Source organism: Bordetella tumulicola (assembly GCF_965138755.1).
Taxonomy (GTDB): domain Bacteria; phylum Pseudomonadota; class Gammaproteobacteria; order Burkholderiales; family Burkholderiaceae_B; genus Bordetella_A; species Bordetella_A tumulicola.
Genome location: NZ_CBCSFP010000006.1, coordinates 142032 through 166086, shown reverse-complemented (window position 1 = coordinate 166086; position 24055 = coordinate 142032). Strand labels below are relative to the sequence as shown.

Annotated in this window: 20 protein-coding genes; 11 read left to right on the top strand and 9 right to left on the bottom strand. The window is 58.6% G+C overall.

All coding sequences use genetic code 11. The annotated features are described in order from the left end of the window. The first annotated feature begins 59 nt into the window (after positions 1–59). From ACNAZS_RS16480 to ACNAZS_RS16470, 3 genes are read left to right on the top strand one after another with little or no spacing between them, the layout of a single operon-like run. Complete coding sequence (locus tag ACNAZS_RS16480) at positions 60–680, top strand: shikimate kinase (protein ID WP_415791222.1); 621 nt, start codon at positions 60–62, stop codon at positions 678–680. Continuing rightward, positions 677–1753: a 3-dehydroquinate synthase gene (gene aroB / locus ACNAZS_RS16475; RefSeq protein WP_415791220.1), complete on the top strand. Its 1077-nt coding sequence runs from the start codon at positions 677–679 to the stop codon at positions 1751–1753. The genes ACNAZS_RS16480 and aroB overlap by 4 nt, the downstream gene beginning before the upstream one ends. A gap of 22 nt (positions 1754–1775) precedes the next feature. Further along, positions 1776–2900: a deoxyguanosinetriphosphate triphosphohydrolase gene (locus tag ACNAZS_RS16470; RefSeq protein ID WP_415791218.1), complete on the top strand. Its 1125-nt coding sequence runs from the start codon at positions 1776–1778 to the stop codon at positions 2898–2900. Here ACNAZS_RS16470 and uvrA read toward each other — a convergent pair. Beyond that, positions 2897–5752 carry an excinuclease ABC subunit UvrA gene (gene uvrA / locus ACNAZS_RS16465; protein ID WP_415791216.1) on the bottom strand — a complete coding sequence of 952 codons (2856 nt, stop codon included), beginning with the start codon at positions 5750–5752 and terminating at the stop codon, positions 2897–2899. The two genes, ACNAZS_RS16470 and uvrA, sit on opposite strands and share 4 nt — an antisense overlap. A gap of 70 nt (positions 5753–5822) precedes the next feature. Here uvrA and ACNAZS_RS16460 point away from each other — a divergent pair, with 70 nt between their 5' ends. Beyond that, entirely contained in the window at positions 5823–7007 is a 1185-nt protein-coding gene (locus ACNAZS_RS16460; protein WP_415791214.1) for an MFS transporter, read from the top strand. Here the strand turns inward: ACNAZS_RS16460 and ACNAZS_RS16455 are convergent. The 5 genes from ACNAZS_RS16455 to cyoA are packed head-to-tail and all read right to left on the bottom strand — an operon-like array spanning position 6990 to position 11905. Then, positions 6990–7781: an SURF1 family protein gene (locus tag ACNAZS_RS16455; RefSeq protein WP_415791212.1), complete on the bottom strand. Its 792-nt coding sequence runs from the start codon at positions 7779–7781 to the stop codon at positions 6990–6992. The genes ACNAZS_RS16460 and ACNAZS_RS16455 overlap by 18 nt on opposite strands. Then, positions 7781–8191, bottom strand: coding sequence for a cytochrome o ubiquinol oxidase subunit IV (cyoD, locus tag ACNAZS_RS16450; RefSeq protein ID WP_415791210.1), 411 nt, complete (start codon positions 8189–8191; stop codon positions 7781–7783). Before cyoD ends, ACNAZS_RS16455 begins: the two co-directional genes overlap by 1 nt. Next, a complete protein-coding gene (cyoC, locus tag ACNAZS_RS16445; RefSeq protein WP_415791208.1) occupies positions 8188–8829 on the bottom strand; it encodes a cytochrome o ubiquinol oxidase subunit III in 642 nt (213 codons plus the stop codon). The genes cyoD and cyoC overlap by 4 nt, the downstream gene beginning before the upstream one ends. Then, a complete protein-coding gene (gene cyoB / locus ACNAZS_RS16440) occupies positions 8822–10825 on the bottom strand; it encodes a cytochrome o ubiquinol oxidase subunit I (RefSeq protein WP_415791206.1) in 2004 nt (667 codons plus the stop codon). The genes cyoC and cyoB overlap by 8 nt, the downstream gene beginning before the upstream one ends. 36 nt (positions 10826–10861) lie before the next feature. Then, positions 10862–11905, bottom strand: a complete 1044-nt coding sequence (gene cyoA / locus ACNAZS_RS16435) for a ubiquinol oxidase subunit II (protein ID WP_415791204.1) — start codon at positions 11903–11905, stop codon at positions 10862–10864. A gap of 223 nt (positions 11906–12128) precedes the next feature. Here cyoA and ACNAZS_RS16430 point away from each other — a divergent pair, with 223 nt between their 5' ends. Both ACNAZS_RS16430 and ACNAZS_RS16425 read left to right on the top strand, forming a co-directional pair. Then, a complete protein-coding gene (locus ACNAZS_RS16430; RefSeq protein WP_415791202.1) occupies positions 12129–13463 on the top strand; it encodes an MFS transporter in 1335 nt (444 codons plus the stop codon). A 517-nt stretch (positions 13464–13980) separates the two neighbouring features. After that, a complete protein-coding gene (locus ACNAZS_RS16425; RefSeq protein ID WP_415791200.1) occupies positions 13981–16182 on the top strand; it encodes a phosphocholine-specific phospholipase C in 2202 nt (733 codons plus the stop codon). Here ACNAZS_RS16425 and ACNAZS_RS16420 read toward each other — a convergent pair. After that, positions 16179–16814 carry an Abi family protein gene (locus ACNAZS_RS16420; RefSeq protein WP_415791198.1) on the bottom strand — a complete coding sequence of 212 codons (636 nt, stop codon included), beginning with the start codon at positions 16812–16814 and terminating at the stop codon, positions 16179–16181. The two genes, ACNAZS_RS16425 and ACNAZS_RS16420, sit on opposite strands and share 4 nt — an antisense overlap. Further along, a complete protein-coding gene (locus ACNAZS_RS16415; protein WP_415791196.1) occupies positions 16750–17085 on the bottom strand; it encodes an Abi family protein in 336 nt (111 codons plus the stop codon). Before ACNAZS_RS16415 ends, ACNAZS_RS16420 begins: the two co-directional genes overlap by 65 nt. A gap of 551 nt (positions 17086–17636) precedes the next feature. Here ACNAZS_RS16415 and ssb point away from each other — a divergent pair. Both ssb and ACNAZS_RS16405 read left to right on the top strand, forming a co-directional pair. Then, a complete protein-coding gene (ssb, locus tag ACNAZS_RS16410) occupies positions 17637–18146 on the top strand; it encodes a single-stranded DNA-binding protein (RefSeq protein WP_415791194.1) in 510 nt (169 codons plus the stop codon). Positions 18147–18304: 158 nt separating this feature from the next. Beyond that, the gene (locus tag ACNAZS_RS16405; protein ID WP_415791192.1) at positions 18305–20104 is read left to right on the top strand and encodes a 5'-nucleotidase C-terminal domain-containing protein; all 1800 of its coding nucleotides are present in this window, start codon (positions 18305–18307) and stop codon (positions 20102–20104) included. Positions 20105–20167: 63 nt separating this feature from the next. On the opposite strand, the gene ACNAZS_RS16400 is transcribed toward ACNAZS_RS16405, so the two are convergent. Further along, positions 20168–20953 (bottom strand): IclR family transcriptional regulator, encoded by a 786-nt coding sequence (locus ACNAZS_RS16400; protein WP_415791190.1) that lies wholly within the window; start codon positions 20951–20953, stop codon positions 20168–20170. Between the two features lie 107 nt (positions 20954–21060). Here ACNAZS_RS16400 and ACNAZS_RS16395 point away from each other — a divergent pair, with 107 nt between their 5' ends. From ACNAZS_RS16395 to ACNAZS_RS16385, 3 genes are read left to right on the top strand one after another with little or no spacing between them, the layout of a single operon-like run. Next, complete coding sequence (locus tag ACNAZS_RS16395; RefSeq protein ID WP_415791188.1) at positions 21061–22353, top strand: MFS transporter; 1293 nt, start codon at positions 21061–21063, stop codon at positions 22351–22353. Positions 22354–22374: 21 nt separating this feature from the next. Then, on the top strand, positions 22375–23277 hold the full coding sequence (locus ACNAZS_RS16390) for a polysaccharide deacetylase family protein (RefSeq protein WP_415791186.1): 903 nt from the start codon (positions 22375–22377) through the stop codon (positions 23275–23277). Further along, positions 23250–24032, top strand: coding sequence for an SDR family NAD(P)-dependent oxidoreductase (locus ACNAZS_RS16385; RefSeq protein ID WP_415791184.1), 783 nt, complete (start codon positions 23250–23252; stop codon positions 24030–24032). Before ACNAZS_RS16390 ends, ACNAZS_RS16385 begins: the two co-directional genes overlap by 28 nt. Positions 24033–24055 lie beyond the last annotated feature (23 nt).

The window sequence follows — 24055 nt, the reverse complement described above, 5'->3', positions numbered from 1 at the left end:
GTAACAAATTCGTTCAGTGTCGTAAGCGGGCAACTGGCTGGCAATGGGATAATGCCACCATGAACGTCCATGCCAATATAGCATCCGCAGCCCCGGCGGATCCCACAGAGAGTGTCGATATCGCCACAGAGGCGGGCACGCACGCGAGCCTGCCGCATGATTTGCCCATTTTTTTAGTGGGCATGATGGGGGCGGGAAAGACAACCATCGGGCGCGGTTTGGCCCGTGCGCTGGGACGCGAATTTATTGATCTGGATCACGAGCTTGAGGCGCGTTGCGGTGTACGGGTACCGATTATTTTCGAGATCGAAGGCGAAACCGGCTTTCGCAAGCGCGAAGCCGCCGCATTGGATCACTGTACGAGCCGCCGCGGCATCGTGTTGGCGACTGGCGGTGGCGCAGTGTTGTCCGCTGAAAACCGACAGATGCTGCGCGAGCGCGGCATTGTGTTGTATTTGCGCGCCAGCTTGGATGAGTTATTTCGGCGGACCAGCCGCGACCGCAACCGCCCTTTGCTCGCCAATCCCGATCCGCGCGGTACGCTGCGCGACTTGATGACAAAACGCGCGCCGCTCTACGAAGAAGTGGCTGATCTGGTGGTCGAGACTGGCACGACGCCGGTGTCTCATCTGGTGCGATCATTGCTGCCTCTGTTGCAGGCTTACGAGAAGACCTTATGACCGTCATTGACGTCGACACCCCCGGGGGGCGTTACCCTATCCATATCGGTCCAGGCCGGCTGGACGTGCTGGATCAGTCTATTCCTGCCGATGCCACGACAATCGCCGTCGTGACGAACCCTACAGTGGCTCGCCTGTATGGCGAACGCGTCGAGGCAGCGCTGGCGCGCACCGGTCGCCGCGTGTTGCGCATCGAGTTACCCGACGGCGAGGCTCACAAAGACTGGCAAACGCTGAACCTGATTTTTGATGCATTGTTGACGCATCGTCTGGATCGCCGTGCGGTATTGGTGGCCCTGGGGGGTGGTGTGATCGGCGACATGACCGGCTTTGCGGCCGCCGTCTATATGCGCGGTATCCGGTTCGTTCAGGTCCCCACGACGTTGTTGGCGCAGGTGGATTCCTCGGTGGGGGGCAAGACCGCTGTCAATCATCCACTGGGTAAAAACATGGTCGGCGCGTTTTATCAGCCGATCGCGGTCGAAATCGATACCGACGTGCTGAATACACTGCCGCCGCGCGAAGTCTCGGCGGGTTTGGCCGAGGTCGTCAAATATGGATTGATTCTGGATGCGGACTTTTGGGGCTGGTGCGAAGACAACGCGGCGGCATTGCGCGCGCTCGACCCGGCCGCGTTGGCTTATGCCATTCGCCGTTCTTGCGAGCTGAAGGCGCAAGTCGTGGGAAAAGACGAGCGCGAGTCCGGCCTGCGCGCTATCCTGAACCTGGGTCATACCTTTGGCCATGCAATCGAATCCGGCCTGGGCTATGGCGAATGGCTGCACGGCGAGGCCGTGGGCTGTGGCATGGTGCAGGCCGCTGAGTTGTCCGCCGAGGTCGCGGGCTTCCCCAAGGCAGACGTGTCCCGCGTGCGTGATCTGGTGCAGGCGATTGGTTGCCCCATTGTGGCCCCGGATCTAGGGGCCGACCAGTGGCTGGCGCTGATGCAGGTCGACAAAAAAACCGAGGGTGGCGAGATTCGATTCGTGTTGATGCCACGCATAGGCGAAGCGATCACACAGACCGCGCCGCTTGATGCCATCCACCGCGTACTGGCCCGTACGGTAGCGTAATCAAGCAGGGACGATGCTCATCATGACGGAATTGGCCCGCTACGCATCTGATCCCCAGGCAACCCGCGGTCGGCGACACGCTGAGTCGCCACCGCAAAACCGCACCGAGTTCCAGCGCGATCGCGACCGCATCATTCATTGCACCGCTTTTCGCCGCCTGGAATACAAGACACAGGTTTTCGTCAACCACGAAGGCGACCTGTTTCGTACTCGCCTGACACATAGCCTGGAGGTCGCGCAGATTGCGCGCACACTCGCCCGCAGCCTGCGTCTATCCGAAGACCTGACCGAAGCGATCGCCTTGGCGCACGATTTGGGGCACACGCCGTTTGGGCATGCCGGGCAAGACGAACTGAATGCCTGCATGCGAGAACTCACGCCGGAGGCTGGCGGCTTTGAACACAATCTGCAAAGCCTGCGCGTCGTGGACGAACTCGAAGAACGTTACGCCGAGTTCAGCGGGCTGAACCTGTGTTTCGAAACGCGCGAAGGGATTCTGAAGCATTGTTCAGTCGTGCATGCCCGTCAATTGGGCGACGTGGGCGAGCGCTTTCTGAGCCGGACCCAGCCGTCGCTTGAGGCACAGCTGGCGAACCTGGCTGATGAGATTGCCTACAACAATCACGATATCGACGACGGCTTGCGCTCGGGGTTGATTACCCTGGACCAAATGCAAGACGTGATGCTCTTTGCGCGCCACTATCGGGAGGTCGTGCAACGCTACCCGCAGTTGGCCGAGCGGCGTGCCATTGCCGAGACCGTGCGTCGCATGATCAACTCGTTGATTGTCGACCTGACCGAGACCTCGTCGGCGCGTATTGCCGATGCGAACCCCGTCGACAGCATCGCGGTTCGTCATGCTCCGCCGCTGGCTGGATTTTCAGACGGCGTGCGTCGCGAGGCCGACGAACTCAAGCGCTTTTTGTTCGAGAATCTGTATCGACACTATCGCGTGTTGCGCATGACCTCGAAAGCGCGCCGTATTGTTCGCGAACTGTTCCAGGCATTTTTGTCCGACCCGCGTCTACTGCCGCCGGATCATCGCCGGGACGAGCCGCAACAACCGCGCGCCATTGCGGATTACATCGCCGGGATGACCGATCGCTATGCTATCCGCGAGCATCGGCGGTTGTTCGATATGGGTTAGTTTTTCCCGCGTTGCAGGACGCGCCCCAGATAGTGGCCAGTGTGGCTTTGCGTGTTTGCCGCAACATCTTCGGGTGTGCCCGTGGCGACGACAAAGCCGCCGCCATCGCCACCCTCGGGGCCCATATCGACCAGCCAGTCGGCGGTTTTTATTACATCCAGATTGTGCTCAATGATCAGTACGGTGTTGCCACTGTCGACGAGTTGATTGAGCACCTGCAGCAGCATTTCAATGTCGCGGAAATGCAGACCGGTGGTCGGCTCGTCCAGGATGTACAGCGTGCGCCCGGTACTGCGGCGTGACAGCTCTTGTGACAACTTAACCCGCTGGGCTTCACCGCCCGACAGGGTGGTTGCGCTTTGCCCCAACCGGATATACGACAGTCCGACATCGATCAGCGTGTGCAGTTTGCGGGCGATCGCGGGGACGGACTCAAAGTACTCGAGCGCTTGCGCGACCGTCAGGTCCAGGACCTCGCTGATATTGCGGCCACGATAGCGGATTTCGAGGGTCTCGCGGTTATAGCGTTTGCCGTGGCAGACGTCGCAGGGCACGTACATGTCTGGCAGAAAATGCATTTCGACCTTGACGACGCCGTCGCCCTGACAGGCTTCGCAACGCCCGCCCTTGACGTTAAAACTGAATCGCCCCGGGTCATAGCCACGTGTGCGAGACTCGGGGACACCCGCGAACAATTCGCGAATCGGGGTGAACAGCCCCGTGTAGGTAGCGGGATTGCTGCGCGGCGTGCGACCGATAGGGCTTTGGTCGACGCTGATGATCTTGTCGAAGTGTTCCAGTCCCGTGATGGAGGTATACGGAGCGGGTTCGCTTTGCGCGTGATGCAATTGGCGCGCAATCGCGACGGCCAGCGTGTCGTTGATCAGGGTGGATTTGCCCGAGCCGGACACTCCAGTCACGCACACGAGCCGTCCCGCGGGGACATGCAGGTCGACGTTCTTTAGATTGTTGCCGCTGGCGCCCTCGAGGACCAGCCAGGGCTGCTCATCGTTGATAGGACGTCGATCGGGGATCGCAATGGCGCGCGTGCCGCTCAGATACTGCCCGGTCAACGATGCAGGATCCGCCTGGACGGCCTCGGGCGTGCCCTGTGCCACGACCTGCCCGCCGTGTTCGCCCGCGCCCGGGCCCATGTCGACGACCCAGTCCGCCAGGCGGATCATGTCTTCGTCGTGTTCGACGACGATCACGCTATTACCGAGGTCGCGCAAGTGCTGCAGCGTGCTGATCAGGCGGTCGTTGTCGCGTTGGTGCAGACCGATCGAGGGCTCGTCCAGCACATACATAACCCCCGTCAGGCCGGAGCCGATCTGGCTAGCCAGACGGATACGCTGGGCTTCGCCGCCCGAGATGGTGTCGGCGCTGCGGTCCAGCGACAGATAATTCAGGCCGACGTTGTTCAGAAAACTCAGGCGCGCTTCGATTTCGCGCACGATACGTTGCGCGATCTCTTGCTTGGCGCCCGTTAGCGTCAGGGCTCGAAACCATGCCAGGCAGTCTGACAGCGGCATGGCCTCGACCTCGTAGATGGCCTGGCCACGACGCGCGCCTTCGCGCTGTTCGGTGCCGATCAGCACATGACGGGCTTCTGCCCGCAGACGCGATCCGCCGCAGTCCGGGCAGGTCTTGATATTGCGATACTTGCCCAATTCTTCGCGTACGGTGGTCGAGTCGGTGTCTCGCCAACGGCGTTCCAGGTTGGGGATGATGCCTTCGAACGCATGTCGCTTGACAGTGCTGCGGCCCTTCTCGTTCAGGTACAGAAACGCGATTTCTTCCTCGCCGGATCCGTATAGAACCTTGTGGCGCACGTCCTCCGGTAGTTCTTCGAAGGGTGTTTCAATATCAAACTCGTAGTGTGCGGCCAGACTGGTCAGCAGCGAGTGGGTAAAGGAATTGCGACGATCCCAGCCACGGATTGCGCCCGAGGCCAGACTGAGTTCGGGGAATGCCACCACGCGTCTGGGATCGAAAAAGCCGACTTGGCCAATGCCGTCACAAGCAGGGCAGGCGCCCATGGGGTTGTTGAAACTGAACAGGCGCGGCTCGAGTTCAGGCAAACTGTGACTGCAAACGGGACAGGCGTAGCGGCTGGAGAATACCTGTTCGCGGTCGGAATCCATGTCCAGCGCGACCGTGCGCCCATCGGCCAATTGCATGGCCGTCTCGAAGCTTTCCGCCAGGCGCTGTTTGCTTTCCGCCTTGATGCGCAATCGGTCGATCACGACATCGATGTCGTGCTTTTCGTTCTTCTTCAGTGGCGCCATCTCACTGATTTCCTGCATCTGCCCGTCGACGCGCAATCGCACATAGCCCTGGGCCTGCAGGCTGGCGCATTCGTCTTCAAAACCGCCTTTGCGCCCTCGGGCGATGGGGGCCAACACCGCCAGGCGTGTTTCAGTAGGCCAGGTCAGCACGGCATCGACCATTTGACTGACGCTTTGTGCCTGCAGTGGCTGGCCGTGGTCGGGGCAGTAGGGAGTGCCTACCCGGGCGTACAGCAACCGGAGGTAGTCATGAATCTCTGTGATGGTGCCCACGGTCGAGCGCGGATTGTGGCCCGCCGCCTTTTGTTCGATCGAAATGGCAGGGGACAACCCCTCGATGAGGTCGACATCAGGCTTGTCCATGAGCTGCAGAAACTGCCGTGCATAGGCCGACAGGCTCTCGACATAGCGTCGTTGCCCTTCGGCATACAAGGTGTCAAAGGCGAGCGACGATTTGCCAGAGCCAGACAGGCCCGTGACTACCACCAGCTTGTGGCGAGGCAAGTCCAGCGAGACGTTTTTGAGGTTGTGGGTGCGAGCACCCCGGATGCGTATCGCGTTCATCGGGTCTTTCAGCAGTTTCAAAGGGCAACTTGGTACTATAGCGCGCCGAGGCTTTTTCCATCCCTGTTGCATGCCGGTCGAACCGAAACTGAAGTTAACTCCGTCGGAAAGGCGCGCCAGTGTTGCGCTAGCGGGACTATTTGCCTGCCGGATGCTGGGTCTGTTCCTCCTGCTGCCCGTATTTGCGGTTGCTGCCCGTGGTTTACCCGGGGGGGATGATCCGTTTCGGGTCGGCCTCGCGCTGGGCATGTATGGCCTGACGCAGGCCGTCATGCAGATTCCTTTAGGGTTGGCGTCTGACCGCTGGGGACGTCGCCCGGTCGTTGTGGCCGGCCTCCTGCTGTTTATCGCCGGCAGTGTCGTGTGCGCTTTGGCGCAAGACGTGTTCTGGATCACCATCGGCCGGGCTATTCAGGGTGCGGGGGCGATTTCCGCTGCCATCACGGCCTGGCTGGCTGATGCGACCCGCGACGCCGTGCGCACGCGCGCCATGGCCATGGTGGGTGGATCAATCGGCCTGTCATTTGCCGTGTCGCTGGTGTTGGCGCCCGTATTGGTGGGCTGGTGGGGCTTGCCGGGGCTGTTCTGGACGATCGGCTGTCTGGGCGTAGCCAGTCTGGCTGTGGCCCGCTGGTTCGTGCCCGTGGTCCCCCGTACCGAGGCTCGCAGCATGAACAACGTCGGTCCGCGCCAAGTCCTGGCCCATGCCGATTTGCTGCGCCTGAATTTCGGTGTGTTCGTGCTGCACTGTATTCAGGTGGCGTTGTTTGTGGTGGTGCCGGCGTTATTGGCCAATGCCGGCGGTCTTCCCACGCAGGCGTTATGGAAGGTCTATCTGCCCATCATCCTGGTGTCGTTCGTCTTGATGGTGCCTGTGATTTTCGTGGCCGAACGTCGTCGTGCGCATCGGGGGGCGTTGCGGGCGGCTGTGGCGGGGCTGATCGTCGTGTGCGCGCTGTTACCCGGCGCCAGCGAGGGGTTTTATACCCTGGCGGTGGCGATGACGGCATTCTTTGTGGCCTTCAATATCCTGGAGGCCCTGCAGCCCTCGTTAGTGTCGCGAGTCGCGCCCGCCCAGTACAAGGGACTGGCGCTCGGGTTCTACAACACGGCGCAGGCCGCGGGGCTATTTTGTGGAGGCGCGCTCGGCGGCTGGCTCGCCGCCCAGGCGGGCACACATGCGGTGTTTTGGGCAGCAGCGGGCTTGTCGGCGATTTGGTTGGCCGTGACGTGGGCCTTAAAGCCCTTGTCCTGACGGCTGGCGTCGCCGACGCTCCTCTCGCACCACGATCCAGACGCCCACAAGCAGCATAATCGCCAGCGCATACCAGGTAATCGCATAGCTCAGGTGGCTGTTGGCAAAGGTCACGACCGTTAATCCGCCGACCGGTGCACGAACAGGATCCCGGTTGTTGGCACTGCTGGCCGCATCCGCATCAACGAAATAAGGGGCCACGTCGGTCAAGCCACGTGCCGCGGCGATGGCCTGCAGATCACGCGTATACCAGCGATTGGCACCGGGGTCGTTATTACGCAGAAAGGCTTCGCTGGGCTCGCCCATGCGTAGTAATCCCGTGACCTGCGCGACCAGCGGGGGCGGATTTTCGGCCGCTGCGTTCTTGCGCCATTCGGGCAAGACAAAGCCGCGATTCACCAGAATCGTACTGCCGTCGGCGAGCATCAGGGGCGTCATGACCCAATAGCCGCTACCAAAGTTCGTCACGGCCTGGACCAGTGTCTGGCGATCATATTGATAATGGCCAGAGACGGTGACATGGCGGTACTCGGCGTTGTCCCGGGTCAACGATGGCCATTCGGATCGCGGTGGGGCAGGCGCGGCAGGCAAGTGTATGCGGGCATCGATATTCGCGATGAGGGTTTCTTTCCAGGCCAGACGATGGACTTGCCAGGTGCCGAGCGCGCACAGCGCCACGAAAATGGCGAGCGCAATCACCCCCATAACTACCAGGGACAAGGTGCTGCGCGGACGGGAAGAGGGGGAATCGGGTTCTGCTTTTACTGCGGTCATCAGGGCATATTTCGCATGTCGTGAACGGACATGGGCATCATATTCGAATCCAAGTGATACATGATCCAGAGGGATCCGCTCAGCGTGATGACAACGAGCACCAGCGCAAAGATGAACGCCAGCATATTCCAGCCGCTTTCGGACTTGGTATCCAGGTGCAGAAAGTAGACGATATGCACCACTATCTGTACGGCCGCAAAGGCCAGCAGCACCAGCGCCGTGGTGCGAGAGGAGTCGAATACCTTGTCCATGACCAGCCAGAACGGGATGACGGTCAGAATGGCCGCTAGTACAAATCCGGTGAGGTAGCTCTTGAGTGTCCCGTGGCCAGCCTCGTCGTCTCCGTGGCCGTCATGACCATGATTCGATCCGAGCTCCAGGTTCGACAGATGATCGGTTTGCGTCGTCATGGCAGCACTCCCATCAGATAGACAAAGGTGAACACGCCGATCCAGATCAGATCCAGGAAGTGCCAGAACATCGACAGGCACATCAGGCGCCGACGGTTTTCAGGGATCAGGCCATGCTTGTGCACCTGCACCATCAGTGTTATCAGCCAGAGTGTCCCGAACGTCACGTGCAGGCCATGCGTGCCAACCAGGGTGAAGAACGACGACAGGAAAGCACTGCGCTGCGGCCCCGCACCCTCGGCGATCATATGCGTGAATTCATACACCTCCAGCGACAAGAAGCCAATGCCCAGGACGCCGGTGATGGCCAGCCACAACTGCACCATGCCGGTGCGTTTTTGACGCATCTCCAGCATGGCAAAGCCGTACGTGATGGAGGAGACCAGCAGTAGCGATGTACTTAGCGCCAAGAGCGGCAAGTCGAACAAATCCGCGCCGGATGGGCCCGCCGCATAGTTGCGGCCGAGCACGCCATAGGTGGCGAACAAGCAAGCGAAGATCAGGCAATCGCTCATCAAGTACAGCCAGAACCCAAGCAGTGTGCCGTTCTTGGCATGATGTTCGCCAGGAACGTAAAACACCGGCTCGGTGGGCGGCGTCGCGCTGCCAGGCAACGGGGGGGCCAAAGTATCAGACATGTTGTTCCAGCAACCGGGTGCGTGCAGCCTCTGTTTGCACGACTGTTTCAGCCGGCACGTAGTGGTCGCGCTTGTAGTTGAAGGTATGGGTAATTGCCACGATGATCAGCGCCGCGAAAGACAGCACGGCCAGTGGCCACATGTGCCAGATCAGTGCAAACCCCATGACCATGCTGATGCCCGCCAATACGATGCCCGCCCAAGTGTTTTTAGGCATGTGTATCGGGATAAAGCCGGTCTGCGGCCGCTGATAACCATGTTGCTTCATTTGCCACCACGCGTCCTGGTCATGCACGCGGGGGGTGAATGCAAAGTTGTATGGAGGCGGTGGCGATGACGTAGACCACTCCAGCGTGCGGCCATTCCAGGGGTCGCCAGTGACGTCACGCAGAGACTCGCGTCGACGGTAGCTCACGACCAGCTGAATCAGGAAACTGGCGATACCCAGCGCGATCAGCAGGGCGCCGAACGCGGCGACCTGGAACCAGATTTGCAGCGATGCGTCTTCGAAATGATTCACGCGGCGCGTGACCCCCATCAGCCCCAGCGCATACAGCGGCATAAAGGCGAAATAAAAGCCCACCAGCCAGAACCAGAATGAGCATTTGCCCCAGAAAGGATCGAGCTTGTAGCCGAAGGCCTTGGGAAACCAGTAGGTGATGCCGGCCATCAGGCCGAACAACACGCCGCCGATGATGACGTTATGGAAATGCGCAATCAGGAACAAGCTGTTGTGCAGAATGAAATCCGCTGGCGGCACTGCCAGCAGCACACCTGTCATGCCGCCAATCACAAAGGTCACCATGAAGCCCATGGTCCACAGCATCGGGACGTCAAAATGGATACGCCCACGGTACATCGTGAACAGCCAATTGAATATCTTGGCGCCGGTCGGGATCGATATGATCATCGTCGTGATCCCGAAAAATGAGTTCACGCTCGCGCCTGAACCCATCGTAAAGAAGTGATGTAGCCAGACCAGATACGACAGTACGGTGATCACGACCGTCGCATACACCATGGACGCATAGCCAAACAGGCGCTTGCGGCAGAACGTGGCGACGACCTCGGAGAAAATGCCAAACGCGGGCAGGATCAGGATGTAGACCTCGGGGTGTCCCCAGATCCAGATCAAATTCACGTACATCATCGCGTTGCCGCCGAAATCCGCCGTGAAGAAATTGGTGCCGACGTAGCGATCCATGGCCAGCAACCCCAGCACAGCCGTGAGGACGGGAAAGGCCGCGACGATCAGGACATTGGTGCATAGGGAGGTCCACGTGAAAATGGGCATGCGCATCAACGTCATGCCGGGCGCGCGCATCTTGATGATGGTCACCAGCAAATTCACGCCTGATAGCAGTGTCCCCACCCCTGCTATCTGCAACGCCCACAGGTAGTAATCCACCCCCACATCCGGACTGTGCGCGATCCCTGACAAGGGCGGATACGCCAGCCAGCCTGTCTTCGCAAATTCACCGACAAACAGTGACAGCATGACCAGTATGACGCCACTGACGGTCATCCAGAAGCTGAAGTTGTTGAGAAAGGGAAACGCCACATCGCGCGCACCGATCTGCAAGGGCACGATGTAGTTCATCAATCCCGTGACCAATGGCATGGCCACAAAGAAAATCATGATCACACCATGCGCGGTGAATATCTGATCATAGTGATGCGGTGGCAAATACCCGGTGGATTCTCCGAAAGCGATCGCCTGCTGCGATCGCATCATGATGGCATCCGAGAAGCCGCGCAGCAGCATGATGATGCCCAGAATCACATACATGACCCCGATCTTCTTGTGATCGATACTGGTGAACCATTCGCGCCAGAGGTAACCCCATTTGCCAAAGTAGGTAATGCCGCCCAGCACGAGCATCGCACCGATGGCGACGACGATAAAGGTGACGACCAGAATGGGCTCATGATATGGAATAGAGTCCAGGGTCAGGCGACCGAATATCAGCTTGGTCAGGTCGAATTGATCGGTCATCTCGGTCTCAGGGTAACGATCATAAGTGCGCGCCTGTCAGAGCAGTAATTCCGCCGTCGACGTGCACATGGAGCCTACATACTGGCGCGGGGGCGTTTGCGTCAGGCCAAGGCGCTCGCGTACGGCAGGGCTCAGGCTCGTCACGTTGTACGCGCCAGGGATACCCAGACCGCCCTGAGCATCAATGGCCATAACGTCCTTGATGCACATACGGTTAGGTTCCACGCAGCGGTTGACGATGGCGCTGAACAAGTCCGGCGCCACGCTGTTATAGCGCTGCACCGGATTGCGTTCACTGGGTTGCTCTAGTTGCAGGTATGCGGCGCGACTCAGCGTATCGCTAGAGGCACGCGCATCAGCGACCCACTTGTCGAAACCCGCCTGATCCACGCCGTGGAACGTGAAACGCATGCCGGAGAAGCCCGATCCGCTGTAATTGGCCGACAGGCCCTCGTATTCGCCGGGGTGATTAATGACGGCATGCAGAGTAGTTTGCATGCCCGGCATGGCGTAAATCTGGCCAGCCAGGGCCGGAATAAAAAAGGAGTTCATGACGGCCGACGAGGTGATCTTGAACTGAATCGGACGATCAACGGGAGCAGCCATTTCGTTGACGCTGGCGATGCCTTGCTCGGGATAGAGGAACAGCCACTTCCAGTCCAGCGCGACGACTTCTATGACGAGCGGCTTGGTGTTGGGGGGAACCTCGCGTCCCTCGGATAACCTGGTCAGCGGGCGATAGGGGTCTAGTTTGTGGGTACTGACCCAGGTCAATGCGCCCAGCGCAATGATGATGAGCAGCGGGGCGGCCCAGATCAGTAGCTCGAGCACGGTCGAATGATGCCAATCGGGGTCGTAGTTAGCCGTTTCGTTGCTTTCCCGGTAGCGCCAGGCGAACAGAAATGTCAGCAGGATGACCGGTACGATGATCAATAGCATCAGCCCGGTCGAGATGATGACCAGATCGCGTTGCTGCAGGGCGATATCGCCGGACGGCGATAGCAGAACTGCGTTGCACCCTGCCAGCAATGGCAAAAGGGCAAGTAGGATCAATCCGCGGAACCTTGGGAAAGACGGCATAGCCAAACCCCGAAACGTAACCGTGGGAAGTAAATGCAACACTACCTCGGAAGTTAAGAAAAATCTACCATTACGCGTGTATAAATCTGCATAAAGCGACGTTTTGTGCACAGATTGATGCCAAGATGCTTGCGGCATTCCTTGACATGCGCGTACCCTTCTACCCGTATGTTGCAAGATCGTAGACAAGGTGTATCCAGAACCTCCACTTGCGAGCTAACCCATGTCGAGCACTACGCAATATCCTGGCCATACTGCCCCCGTACCAGGGGCGGGCCTGTCAGGCGGACACGGTAGCCGTGCCAAGGTGGCTCCCGGCGAAATCGCCGTCGGCGTGGTGGTAGGGCGCGCCTCCGAGTATTTCGATTTCTTTGTATTCGGTATCGCCTGCGTATTGGTTTTCCCCAGGGTCTTTTTTCCCTTCGAGGCGCCGCTTGAAGGCACGCTCTGGTCATTCGTGATTTTTTCGTTTGCCTTCATCATGCGGCCCATCGGCACGGCGTTGTCGATGGCTGTGCAGCGCCATTGGGGGCGCGCCACAAAATTGACGGTGGCGTTGTTCCTGCTGGGAACGGCCACGGTGGGGATGGCATTCCTGCCCAGTTACGATGTTATTGGTGCCTATGCCATCGTGTTGCTGTCGATATTTCGGTGCATGCAGGGGCTGGCGTTTGGCGGATCGTGGGATGGGCTCCCGTCGTTGTTGGCGCTCAACGCACCGTCTAATCGTCGCGGTTGGTATTCGATGCTGGGGCAGTTGGGGGCACCCGTTGGCTTTATGGTCGCCAGTGCACTGTTTCTATTTCTGCACGTGACCCTCACCGAAGCCGATTTCCTGTCTTGGGGCTGGCGTTATCCCTTCTTTGTCGCGTTTGCCATCAACGTGGTGGCGCTCTTTGCGCGCTTGCGCCTGGTCGTCACCGAGGAATACACGCAACTCCTCGAAGAAGGCGAGCTCGAGCCCATCAGGGTCAGCGAGATGGTGCGTGAGCAAGGCTATAACCTGTTCATTGGCGCCTTTGCCGCGTTGGCCAGCTATGCCCTGTTCCATCTAGTGACGGTGTTTCCGCTGTCATGGATCGCGATTCGTGCCTCGCAGGAGATTCCCCAAGTCTTGATCGTGCAGATCATCGGGGCCGTGCTTTGCATTCTGGGCATTATTGCCTCGGGCATGTTGGCCGATCGTATCGGGCGCCGGACGACCTTGGGTGCGTTGGCGCTATTAATCGGCGTCTACGCCTTGTTTACGCCCTGGCTGCTGGGCGGCAGTCCAACCGCACAAAACGCTTTCATTCTGATTGGCTTTGTGTTGTTGGGTCTGTCTTACGGTCAAGCTTCTGGCACCGTGACGTCCAATTTCTCACGGCGTTATCGCTATACGGGCGCCGCACTGACGACAGACATGGCCTGGTTGGTCGGCGCGGCATTCGCACCCTTGGTGGCGTTAGGCTTGTCGGTACGTTTCGGCCTGGTGGCTGTCAGCATTTATCTGCTGTCCGGCACGGTGTGCACGCTATTGGCGCTGCGTATCAACAAGGTCCTGGAAACGCGGGATTGATATTTTTGCTGCGTTGACCGCAGTTTTATTTCTATTCTCTTTTTTACGAAAGTTTTCCTGTGCGATGGCGTCGCATAGGAGATCGCGCGTGGTCGCGATGGCGGCGAGAAGCCATTATTACAAATTCAATCTGCTCGCCCAAAAACGTTGACAAAAACGTCGGAATTCCAGCGCTTGCTGTAATCGTTCCGTCTTCGTCCCTCCATAGACTTCCCCGCTCTTCGACAGAAAAGAGCCATGCATAGTCATCGCTGAAAAGCCGTTGGCGTCGCGACTGTGCTTTCAATAATCCTCACGACATAACTCTCAAACTTATGAAGCCAGAATCGACTGAATGGGCGTTCGCCAGATGCGCGCGTCGCGCCCGAGTGTTGCTAGCGCTTATTGGATTCACGTGTGTTCTTGCAGGGTGTGGGAGCGGCGACGACGACTCCAATGACAGCGGTAATCCTGACAACACAGCGCCTGTGTCGCTGCGTTGTGCTCCTTAAGTATTTGATAAGCGTTGCAGACTCAGATGACTATCAATCAATCAAAACGAAATTTTCTGCGCACGGGTGTCGGCGCCACTTTTTCCACGGCGGCCCTCAGCCTGTTTCCGCCCAGCATTCGTCGCGCCCTGGCCATCGAGGCCAATAATGCGACGGGCACGATCAAGGACGTCGAACACGTCGTGATCTTGATGCAGGAGAACCGCTCGTTCGACAACTACTTTGGCACCCTATCGGGGGTCCGTGGATTTGGCGATCGATTCCCCATCCCGATGGCCGATGACCTGAGCGTCTGGCAACAGAAAAATGCCGACGGCGCGCTGGTGCTGCCTTATCACCTGGATCAAAACGCCGGTAATGCGCAGCGCGTGAGCGGTACGCCACACTCATGGGTGGATGCCCGTGATGCATGGGCTTGCGGCCGTATGAACGAATGGCCCAGGTACAAAAATCAGGAATCGATGGGCTACTTTACAAGCCAGGAGATACCGTTCCAGTTCGCGTTGGCCGACGCATTCACGCTGTGCGATTCGTATTTCTGCTCGTTGCATGGGGGTACCAACTCTAATCGCCTCTTTTCCATGACCGGTACGAACGGCGCTACCTCGGATGATGGGAAGGTCGTAGTAAACAACGTGTGGGATTCGCTGAATACGACTACGGATCTGAATACGACGGGCTTTAATTGGAAGACTTATCCCGAGCGCCTCGAGGAGGCGGGTGTCACGTGGATGGTCTACCAAAACATGCCAAGCAACTTTGGCGACAATTCGCTGGTCGGCTTCGATGCTTATCGCCAAGCCAATCTGGACTCTGGCAAACCGGTCTATCACGACGTCGAAAATAACCCCGTCTACGAGGAGAGCGACGACGCTGTGGCACCGCTGTACAAGGGCATTGCAAATACGATGCCCGATGGTGGTTTCCTCGAGACATTCAAGCAAGACGTGTTGAACAATAAGCTGCGCCAAGTGATCTGGATTGTGGCGCCTTCGACATACTCGGAGCATCCTGGGCCCTCAAGCCCCGCGCAAGGGGCTTGGTACACGCAAGAAGTCCTGGATGCGCTGACGGCGAATCCCGAGGTCTGGAGCAAGACGGTGTTGCTCGTGAACTTTGACGAGAACGACGGTTACTTCGATCACGTGCCTCCGCCTTGCGCGCCGTCGATGGATGAAACCGGCGCGAAAATGGGCAAGACGACGCTCAGTGACGAGGATCTTTCTTACGAGTACTACACGCATCCCATCGTCGATGGGGCCAGGATGCCACCGCAGGATGGCGATTGCTATGGTCCGGGTCCCCGCGTGCCGATGTATGTGATTTCACCGTGGAGCAAGGGCGGATGGGTGAACTCGCAGCAGTTCGACCATACCTCGGTCCTGCGCTTTTTGGAGGCGCGCTTTGGGATTGAAGAAACCAACATCAGTCCGTATCGCCGCGCCGTGTGTGGTGACCTGACCAGCGCGTTTAACTTCGCCACGCCGAACGAGGAAGTGCCGACGCTGTCCGGCCGAACGACGAAAGACGCCGCCGATGCGTTGATTTTGTCGCAAGAGGCCTTGGGCGCCGTACCGCTGCCCAACCCTCAGTCAGTGCCGGACCAGGATACCGGTACCCGTGCGTCGCGTGCTTTGCCGTATGAGTTGCACGTCAGCGCCCGCGCCGATGCGGGCGCAGCGACCGTGCAATTGATTTTTGCCAATTCGGGGAAGGAGGCTGCGGTTTTCCACGTCTATGATCGTCTGCATCTGGACCGCATTCCGCGTCGATACATGGTTCAGCCCGACAAGCAATTGGACGATGTGTGGGAAGCGGGTGGCGACAACGGTGAGTACGACTTGTGGGTCTTGGGTCCCAATGGATTTCACCGTGCGTTCACGGGCGATTTGGCCGTCCAGGCCGCACAGACGGCTGCCGCACCGGAGGTGCGTGTGTGCTACGACGTGGCCAATGGTAACGTCTACCTCACGATGATGAACGCCGGAAATGGCAACGCCGACCTGGTCGTGACGGCCAATGCCTACTTCAATGGCGAGACCTGGAGTGAGACGGTAGGGGCGGGGGCGTCGAAAGATCTCCACTGGGACCTCGGCGGCAGCTCACGCTGGTACGACTTCACGGTCACTTGCCCAGCCCTGGCAGGGTGGAGTCGCCGCTTTGCGGGGCGTGTCGAGACCGGTGAGGATGGCATCAGCGATCCCGCGATGGGGTTTGATGGCTTTTAAGGGTTAACACAATACTCTGCTCTTCTGCGTTCTTTGCGGTTTTTGGAGAGTGATGCAGGAGGAGGTGGTGGAGTGTATTGACTGATGTTCTGCGATTGGACCCAACCGGGAGCGCTGTTCCAGGTTGGGCCAAAACCTATATCTGTTTTATTAATCGCGGGATAGGCGTGAAACACCGCGTCTAGTCGCGAGGCCCAATCATTTAGAAAGCCAATGTTGTCCAAAAAGTAATTGATGATCGTCGCTAACGGATAAAAACTGCGGTCACCGCTCGCCCCGATCTGCTTACGTCGGTATTCCATCGGTACTACGTCAACGCGCATGCGCCACAGGCGGCCATGATGCGCAACCGTATTTCGCAGCACTGTGAGCGTGTGAAGCCACGAACCAAACACATTGATTGTGTCCACGTTGAAGAATTTCGCGATGTTTTCTTTGAGAGTCTTATCGGCGAGGAGGCTGAATGTCTTGGACCATGCGCCGAAGCTAAGGCATTCACAGGTAGTCCAGCTGGGTGGCACAGGAGGATAGGTGTACTGTTTCCGATAGTGCGCGACGTAAGCACGCTTATGCGCGCGGTCTACCTCTTTTTTTTTTGACGTTGGGGTAGACGGGATTGGGTGTTTGAGCAAAGAGACAATCCTCCATGAACCAATGTGGATTCACTGCCTCGCTTAAATAACTGGCTATGCGTGCGTGAACAGCAACCTCGATTTGGTCGAGCGATTGCCAAGTTATTAATCGCAAGGCGCGATCAAATTCGTATCTGGCGATCACATCATCAAACGTTGTTCCGGCAGGGAATGCTCCGTTTGAGTCTCTAAGATGAAACCAATAGCCTTTGAGGCGATAGCCGCCCACCATATGCATATACGGTAAGGCTGTTGAACGGTTAATGGCCATGCCCGCTGTCTCGAGCTTTGCGAGAAGTGCTTCAGCTGAGAGGTGCTGGGAGTTCAACCAGGCAATCGGTCGAATCAGACCAATCCTATAGCCTTTTGGCGGCGCCCCTTTCTGCCCCGGCATGAATGTCGGGTTTCCGGAACGCCCAATGAAAAACCCACCTTTTGCACTGCCTTTTTCAAGGCACGTGTGGTGGGTGCGTTACCGAAATTAAAGCACGGCTGTTAACCGAGGTCAACGTTGCGCGAACAGGCCGGAATGCAATTATTTTATATAAACGAGAAAAATTCTCATTTGTGTTTGTTGCAAGCGTGATGTGAGACGTTTCGGCGCGCAGCCTCGTAGAATCATGACAACGTGCGGTAAGCTTACGATATTGCCTCATTGGGGACAGCCGTACGTTCTGTACGACTGGATACGTTCATCCCCCGGCACTATAAGAACCAGAGCTTGAAACCATTTCAGGTTAGCTCTGGCAAGTTCGGAAAATTCTGCAAATTTATGTCCATTGGGCAACGTTAGTTGTTCGTGGGCACCAGAGGAAAATCGTCATGGCATCGGTTAATAAAGTCATTCTCGTCGGCAACCTGGGGCGCGACCCCGAAGTGCGTTACAGCCCGGATGGCGCGGCGATTTGCAACGTCTCCATCGCGACGACCTCGCAGTGGAAAGACAAGGCCAGCGGCGAGCGTCGCGAGGAAACCGAGTGGCACCGCGTCGTCATGTACAACCGCTTGGCTGAAATCGCGGGCGAATACCTGAAGAAAGGCCGCCCGGTCTACATTGAAGGTCGTCTGAAAACCCGTAAATGGCAAGATAAGGACACCGGCGCTGATCGCTACAGTACGGAAATCGTTGCTGATCAAATGCAAATGCTGGGTGGCCGTGAAGGCGGCGGCGAGGGCGGTTACGGTGGCGGTGGCTACGACGAAAGCGCACCGCGTCAGCAGCGCGCCCCGGCTCAACGCCCGCCCGCCCAGCGTCCGGCCTCGGCAGCTGCCGCGCCGGCGGCGGGCGCGGCGGCGAACCTCGCGGATATGGATGACGATATTCCGTTCTGAATCGCACCTCAGCGGTCCACGTAAAAGAACCCAGACAGGCAAATAACCTGTCTGGGTTTTTCTTTTAGAGCTTGAGTCATGCGCATGTAAAGTTGCGCCCCTAGATTCCTTGCATCGTTCCATTCGCGTCGCGGAACTCCATAACAAGGAAGGCACTCATGTTTGGTCGTCGATTAGTCCTGAGCAGCGGTTTACTGAGCTTGGCGCTGCTGGCAGCCTGCGGTAGCGATGGTGATGATGATGACAATCTGCCGCCGCAGGCCACCAACTACTCGTTGCAGATTTTGCACACCAACGACCATCACTCGCATCTGGACGGCAGCGCGTACGACCTGCAGTTGGGGAACGCCATGGCGCGCGTACAGATGGGCGGCTTTTCACGTTTGGCCGGCGTGATTGATCGCCTGCGTACGCCAGACACACTGGTACTGAACAGTGGCGAACTGAATGGCACGTTGTACTTCAGCCTGTTTAAGGGCGAACCCGACTTCAAACTGTTCAATGCGCTGGGGCTGGATGCTTACCAGTTGGGTAATCACGAATTTGACGAAGGCGAGGCCGTGCTGCGCGGCCTGGTCGACATAGCCACGTTCCCGATTCTCGGTGCCAACGTGAAACCGACATCGCGTAGCCCTCTGTATGGCGCGCCGATCAAGCCCTATGTCATTCGGGAAATGAACGGCCAGAAGGTAGGCGTGATCGGCATCTTGAAAGTGGAAAAAACCGTGAACTCATCGATGGTGACCGATGCGGTGGAATTCACGGAAGAGATCTCGACAGTGCGCGAGAACGTTGCCGAGCTGGCGGCGCAAGGGATTAACAAGATCGTTGTGCTCAGCCACCTGGGTTATGACGGCGATATCGCGCTGGGCCAGCAGGTGGACGATATCGACGTGGTCATTGGTGGTGATACGCATGAACTGCTGGATTCGACAGGTGAATTAGCGGCGATGGGGCTGGAAGTCGATGGTGCTTACCCGACCGTCGTGTCGGCGCCGGACGGCAAACCGGTCTATATCGCTCAGGCTTGGGAGATGGCGCATGGTCTGGGGGTGCTGAATGTCGAGTTCGACCCGCAGGGTAACGTGCTGGTCGCCGAGGGCAGCATCGTGCTGCCCCTGGACAAGCCGTTTCTCGAAGCCAATGCACAAGGCGAGTTTGTCGCCGTGAGCGCCGGGCGCGAAGCCGAGATCGCCGCATTGATCGACACGTCGCAAACGCTCACGCTGCAGGAGCCAGATCCCGCTGTTGAGGCTATTCTCGCCCCATACGCCAAGGAGCTCGAAGATTTCCGTCAGCAGACGCTGGGCTCGGTGGCGCAGACACTGCCGTTCGATCGCATTCCAGCGGCTTTCGCGGCCGGCAGTACGCCTACCGGCAGCTATGCCGCCTACTATGTGGCCGATGCGTTCCTGAAATATATGCCGCGCGCGGATATCGCGATCCAGAATGCTGGCGGGGTGCGTACGCAGTTCCTGCAAGGTCCATTTTCTGTGGCCGACGCATACACCATGCTGCCGTTCTCAAACACTGTGGCTACCGTCACCCTGCGCGGCGATGGTGTGATCGCAGTTCTGGAAGACGCCGCGCAATATGCGTTGACCTCGGGCTCGACGGGCGCATTCCCGTATGCGTCGCATCTGCGTTTCGACGTGTACAAGAGTCAGCCTCGGGGCAGCCGCATCCAGGGTGTGGAAGTCAAGGATCGCACTACGGGCACCTGGGGGCCCATTGATAAGAACGCCAACTATCGTGTCGTGACCAACTCGTTCACCGCCCTGGGCAAGGATGGCTACGACACGTTCGCCCAAGCTATCGCGGCAGATCCTGGCGTGCATGAAGACAGTTCGGTGGCCTATGCGGTACCACTGGTCGAATACTTTCAGAAGCACTTACCTGGCAATGAACTGCCGGTGTTAGATCCCGCCGAGTACAGTCTGAAATCGGTCGTTGACTGATCCCATGTAGGCACACAGGGCCGGCAAACATCCCAGAACTCGCCGCCGTCATCGGCAAAAAATTCATTGCACGCGCTGATTCAGCACGTGCACGGTCTTGAGCAGACCGGGCAGCATGCGGGCGGCGAATTTTTCAGGCTCCCATTCGTGTAGCGACGCGGCGATATGCACCGCTCCCGCCGGTCTGCCGTCTTCGTCTAGTACCGCGGCTCCCAGAGTGAGTTCGCCCACGATCGATTCCTGCACCGCCATCGCATAGCCGTCTTTCCTGGCTGCGGCGATCTTGGCCATGATCGCGTCCACATCCGTGATTGAGTGGGGGGTGAGGGGCGTACGCGTGCTAGCCAAGACGATCTGCAGTGCTTCCTCCTCGGGCAGTTTTGCCAGCATGGCGCGTCCACCCGCGCTGCAAAAAACGGGCATACGCCGACCTACGAGTGTGGTGTAAAACTTTTCTCGCTTGCTTTGCAGGCGAATGACATAGACCAGCGTTGTCCTGTCGAACAGGCTCAGATCGACGCGCTCTTCGCACTCGCGGCGTAACTCGATAAGGTGTGGGGTGGCCACTTCGACCAGCGGGTTGGTGCGCACATACTGGAACGAAAAATCCAGCAACTGGCGGCCCAGCGCATAGCGACGCGTGTCTGCACATTTTTCCAGATAGCCCAGTTGATGCATCGTATGAGACATGCGTTGGGCCGTGCTTTTGTCCAGTCCACTGCGCGTGGCGATTTCTGTGAGACTCAGGTAACGGCCCGCGCCTGTGAACGCCCGCAATACTTCCATGCCCTTAGCTAAAGCGTTTACAAACAACGGGTTATCCCTAGGGGGTGTAGCGGGGCTTTGCATTGACGGTTCTCTTTCTAGTGCCTAATATTATTGTATGAAAATACCAGGTATTGCATTGCAATACAATAACTGGCGCTACTAAGTAGTGCCTTACAAAGGGAATACTCATGGCAGCCGGTACCACATCCCCATCTATGCCTGATGTTTCGACGGCCCAGTCCCGTAAAGCCATCTATGCCGCCTCCATCGGCAATATGTTGGAGTGGTACGACTTTGGCGTCTACGCCTATCTGGCGACGATGATCGCTGCCAAGTTTTTTCCCGGCACTGATCCCACGGCATCGTTATTGGCTGCTTTTGCCGCCTACGGTGTCGGTTTTCTGGCCCGGCCGTTCGGCGGCATCGTCATCGGACGCATGGGTGATGTACGCGGCCGCAAGGTTGCCTTGGTGCTTACGATCTTCATGATGGCATTCGGCACTATCGGCATCGGGCTGCTGCCATCCTACGAAACGATCGGTATTTGGGCGCCTATCTTGCTAGTGGCCTTGCGTATCATCCAGGGCATCGCCGCGGGCGGCGAGTGGGGGACGTCCACCGCGTTCATCATCGAGTGGGCCCCCCCGGAGCGGCGTGGTTTCTTCGGCAGCTTTCAGCAAGTCAGCACGGCAGGCGGATCGTTGCTGGGTTCGGCTATTGCGGCCTTGATCACCACCGTTCTCACCAATGAACAAATGCTGGCCTGGGGTTGGCGTGTGCCGTTTATCCTGGGTGTGGTGCTGGTGATAGTTGGGGTTTACATTCGCCGCAACGTCGACGAGACGCCGTCGTTCCAGGCCACGCGTAAAGCCCCCGTCAATGAGCCGGTGGTCTCCGGTTTGGGACTTGGCGTGTTGGCATTCGGGTTCACGATATTCTGGACGGTCGCTTACTACGCACTGCTCGCGTGGATGCCCACGTTCACACAGCGGTACGCCGGCCTCACGCCTTCGCAGGCGTTATGGTGCAACACCGTCGGTCTCATTGCCATGGTCATCGCCATTCCCCTGTGGGGGGCGTTGTCCGATCGCGTGGGGCGTCGGCCGTTGTTGCTTGCCAGCGCGATTGGTATTGGCGTGCTGGCCTGGCCTCTGTTTTCGTTGATGGCCAACATCGGCGGCATCGCGGTGGTGATGCCGATCCAGATTCTGCTGGGTGTATTACTGGCGCTTTATTCCGGCCCCGGTCCTGCCGCCATCTCGGAAATTTTCCCGACACATCTGCGCTCGACGTGGATGTCTGCCGGCTACACGGTTGCGGCTGCTGTGTTCGGCGGCTTCGCACCCTTCATGGCGACATGGCTCATTGACGCAACGGGTTCACCGGTGGCACCCACCTATCTGTACCTCATGCCCGCCGCGCTCATCTCAGTGATCGTCGTGCTGCGCCTGAAAGAAACCAGCGGTCGCCCCTTGCGCTGATCGCTCACACGGAGAACGCTCATGTCTGAACACACGTCCCTCGAACCCTGGCAATGGCCCGATGCGCACTGGCAGAAGCTGGTGGATCGTGTACGCGCAGGACGTTCGCTGCATCCCACGCATTGGCCCGATGGCGCACGCTGTGCCGTCGCGCTCTCATTCGATTCCGATCACGATTCAAACGAATTGCGCGATGGCGGCAAGTCGATAGGTCGTCTGTCGTGGGGGCAGTATGGCTCTCGTGTGGCCGTGCCGCGCATTCAGAAGCTCCTTGCCCGCTTCGATGTGCGCGCCAGTTTTTATGTGCCGGCGGTCGTGGCTAAACTGTATCCGGACGAGCAGCGCAGCCTGACTGCCGATGGCCACGAAATCGGCATTCACGGCTGGATCCATGAACTCAACTCGGTCCTGCCGGCCAAGGACGAGCGCGACCTGATGATGCGTGCGGCCGATGTGTTGGAGGCCGTCACGGGCAAGCGACCCGTCGGCTTGCGCACGCCGTCATGGGACTTCAGCGACTCGACGCTGGCGATAGAAAAAGAGATGGAATTGTTGTATGACTCGTCTTTGATGGCCGACGAGAACTGCTATGAACTGATGCTCGAGGGCGAACCCTCGGGTGTGGTGGAAGTGCCGGTAGAGTGGGTGCGCGATGATGCCGTGTATTTCATGATGAACCGCTTTCAGTCGCTTAGGCCCTACACCGCGCCTACCGATGTACTGGATATTTTTGTGCGCGAGTTTGAAGCAGCCTATGAAGATGGTGGCTTGTTTCAGCTCACCATGCATCCGCACATCATCGGCTATCGTTCGCGTATCTGGATCCTCGAAGAAGTGATCCGGCGCGCTCAGGCCAAAGGCGATGTCTGGTTCGCGACGCATGCCGAGGTTGCTGCATGGTCGCTCAAACACGCCGCGCCATGACCCTGTCCGGCAAACGCATCATCGTCACCGGCGCGGCCTCCGGCATCGGGCTTGGAACGACCCAATACCTATTGGCGATTGGCGCGCGAGTCGGCTTGCTCGATCGCGATGAGGCCGGCTTGCAGCGCGTTGTGGCGCATTTCGAAGGGCGGGCGGCGCCCGTCATCGCGAGCGCCGACGTGGCAGACGTCTCGCAGGTCCGGCGCGGGGTCGATCAACTCGTCGCAGGGCTCGATGGCCTGGACGGCCTGGTGAACTGCGCGGGCGTCGATCTGCTGCGTGATTTCGAGCAGATGACGGCTGAAGATTGGCAACGGTTGCTGGGCGTGAACCTCATGGGGCCCGTCAACGTGTGCCATGCCGCGTTGCCGGCATTGAAACGCGGGGTCAATCCGGCCATTGTGAACGTGGCGTCGGCCGCGGGGTTGCGTCCGCTTGCGCAGCGCACCGCCTACTGCAGCAGCAAGGCCGCACTGGTGATGTTTGGAAAGGCGCTGGCGATGGATCTGGCCGCCGACGGCATTCGCGTCAATACCGTATGTCCGGGCATTGTCGATACGCCCATGCTGCAGGATTCGGTGCGCACCGCGGTTGATCCGGGGGCGGCGATGGCGGAGATTTCCGATCGCTACTTGATCAAGCGCGCGGGCACAGTTCAAGAGATCGCGACCGCCATTGGCTTCATGCTTGACGACGCCGCGGGCTATATCACCGGAACCTCGCTTGCCGTGGATGGTGGAAGAAGTTTTCACTAAGTCCGTTCGACATTCACTCATTT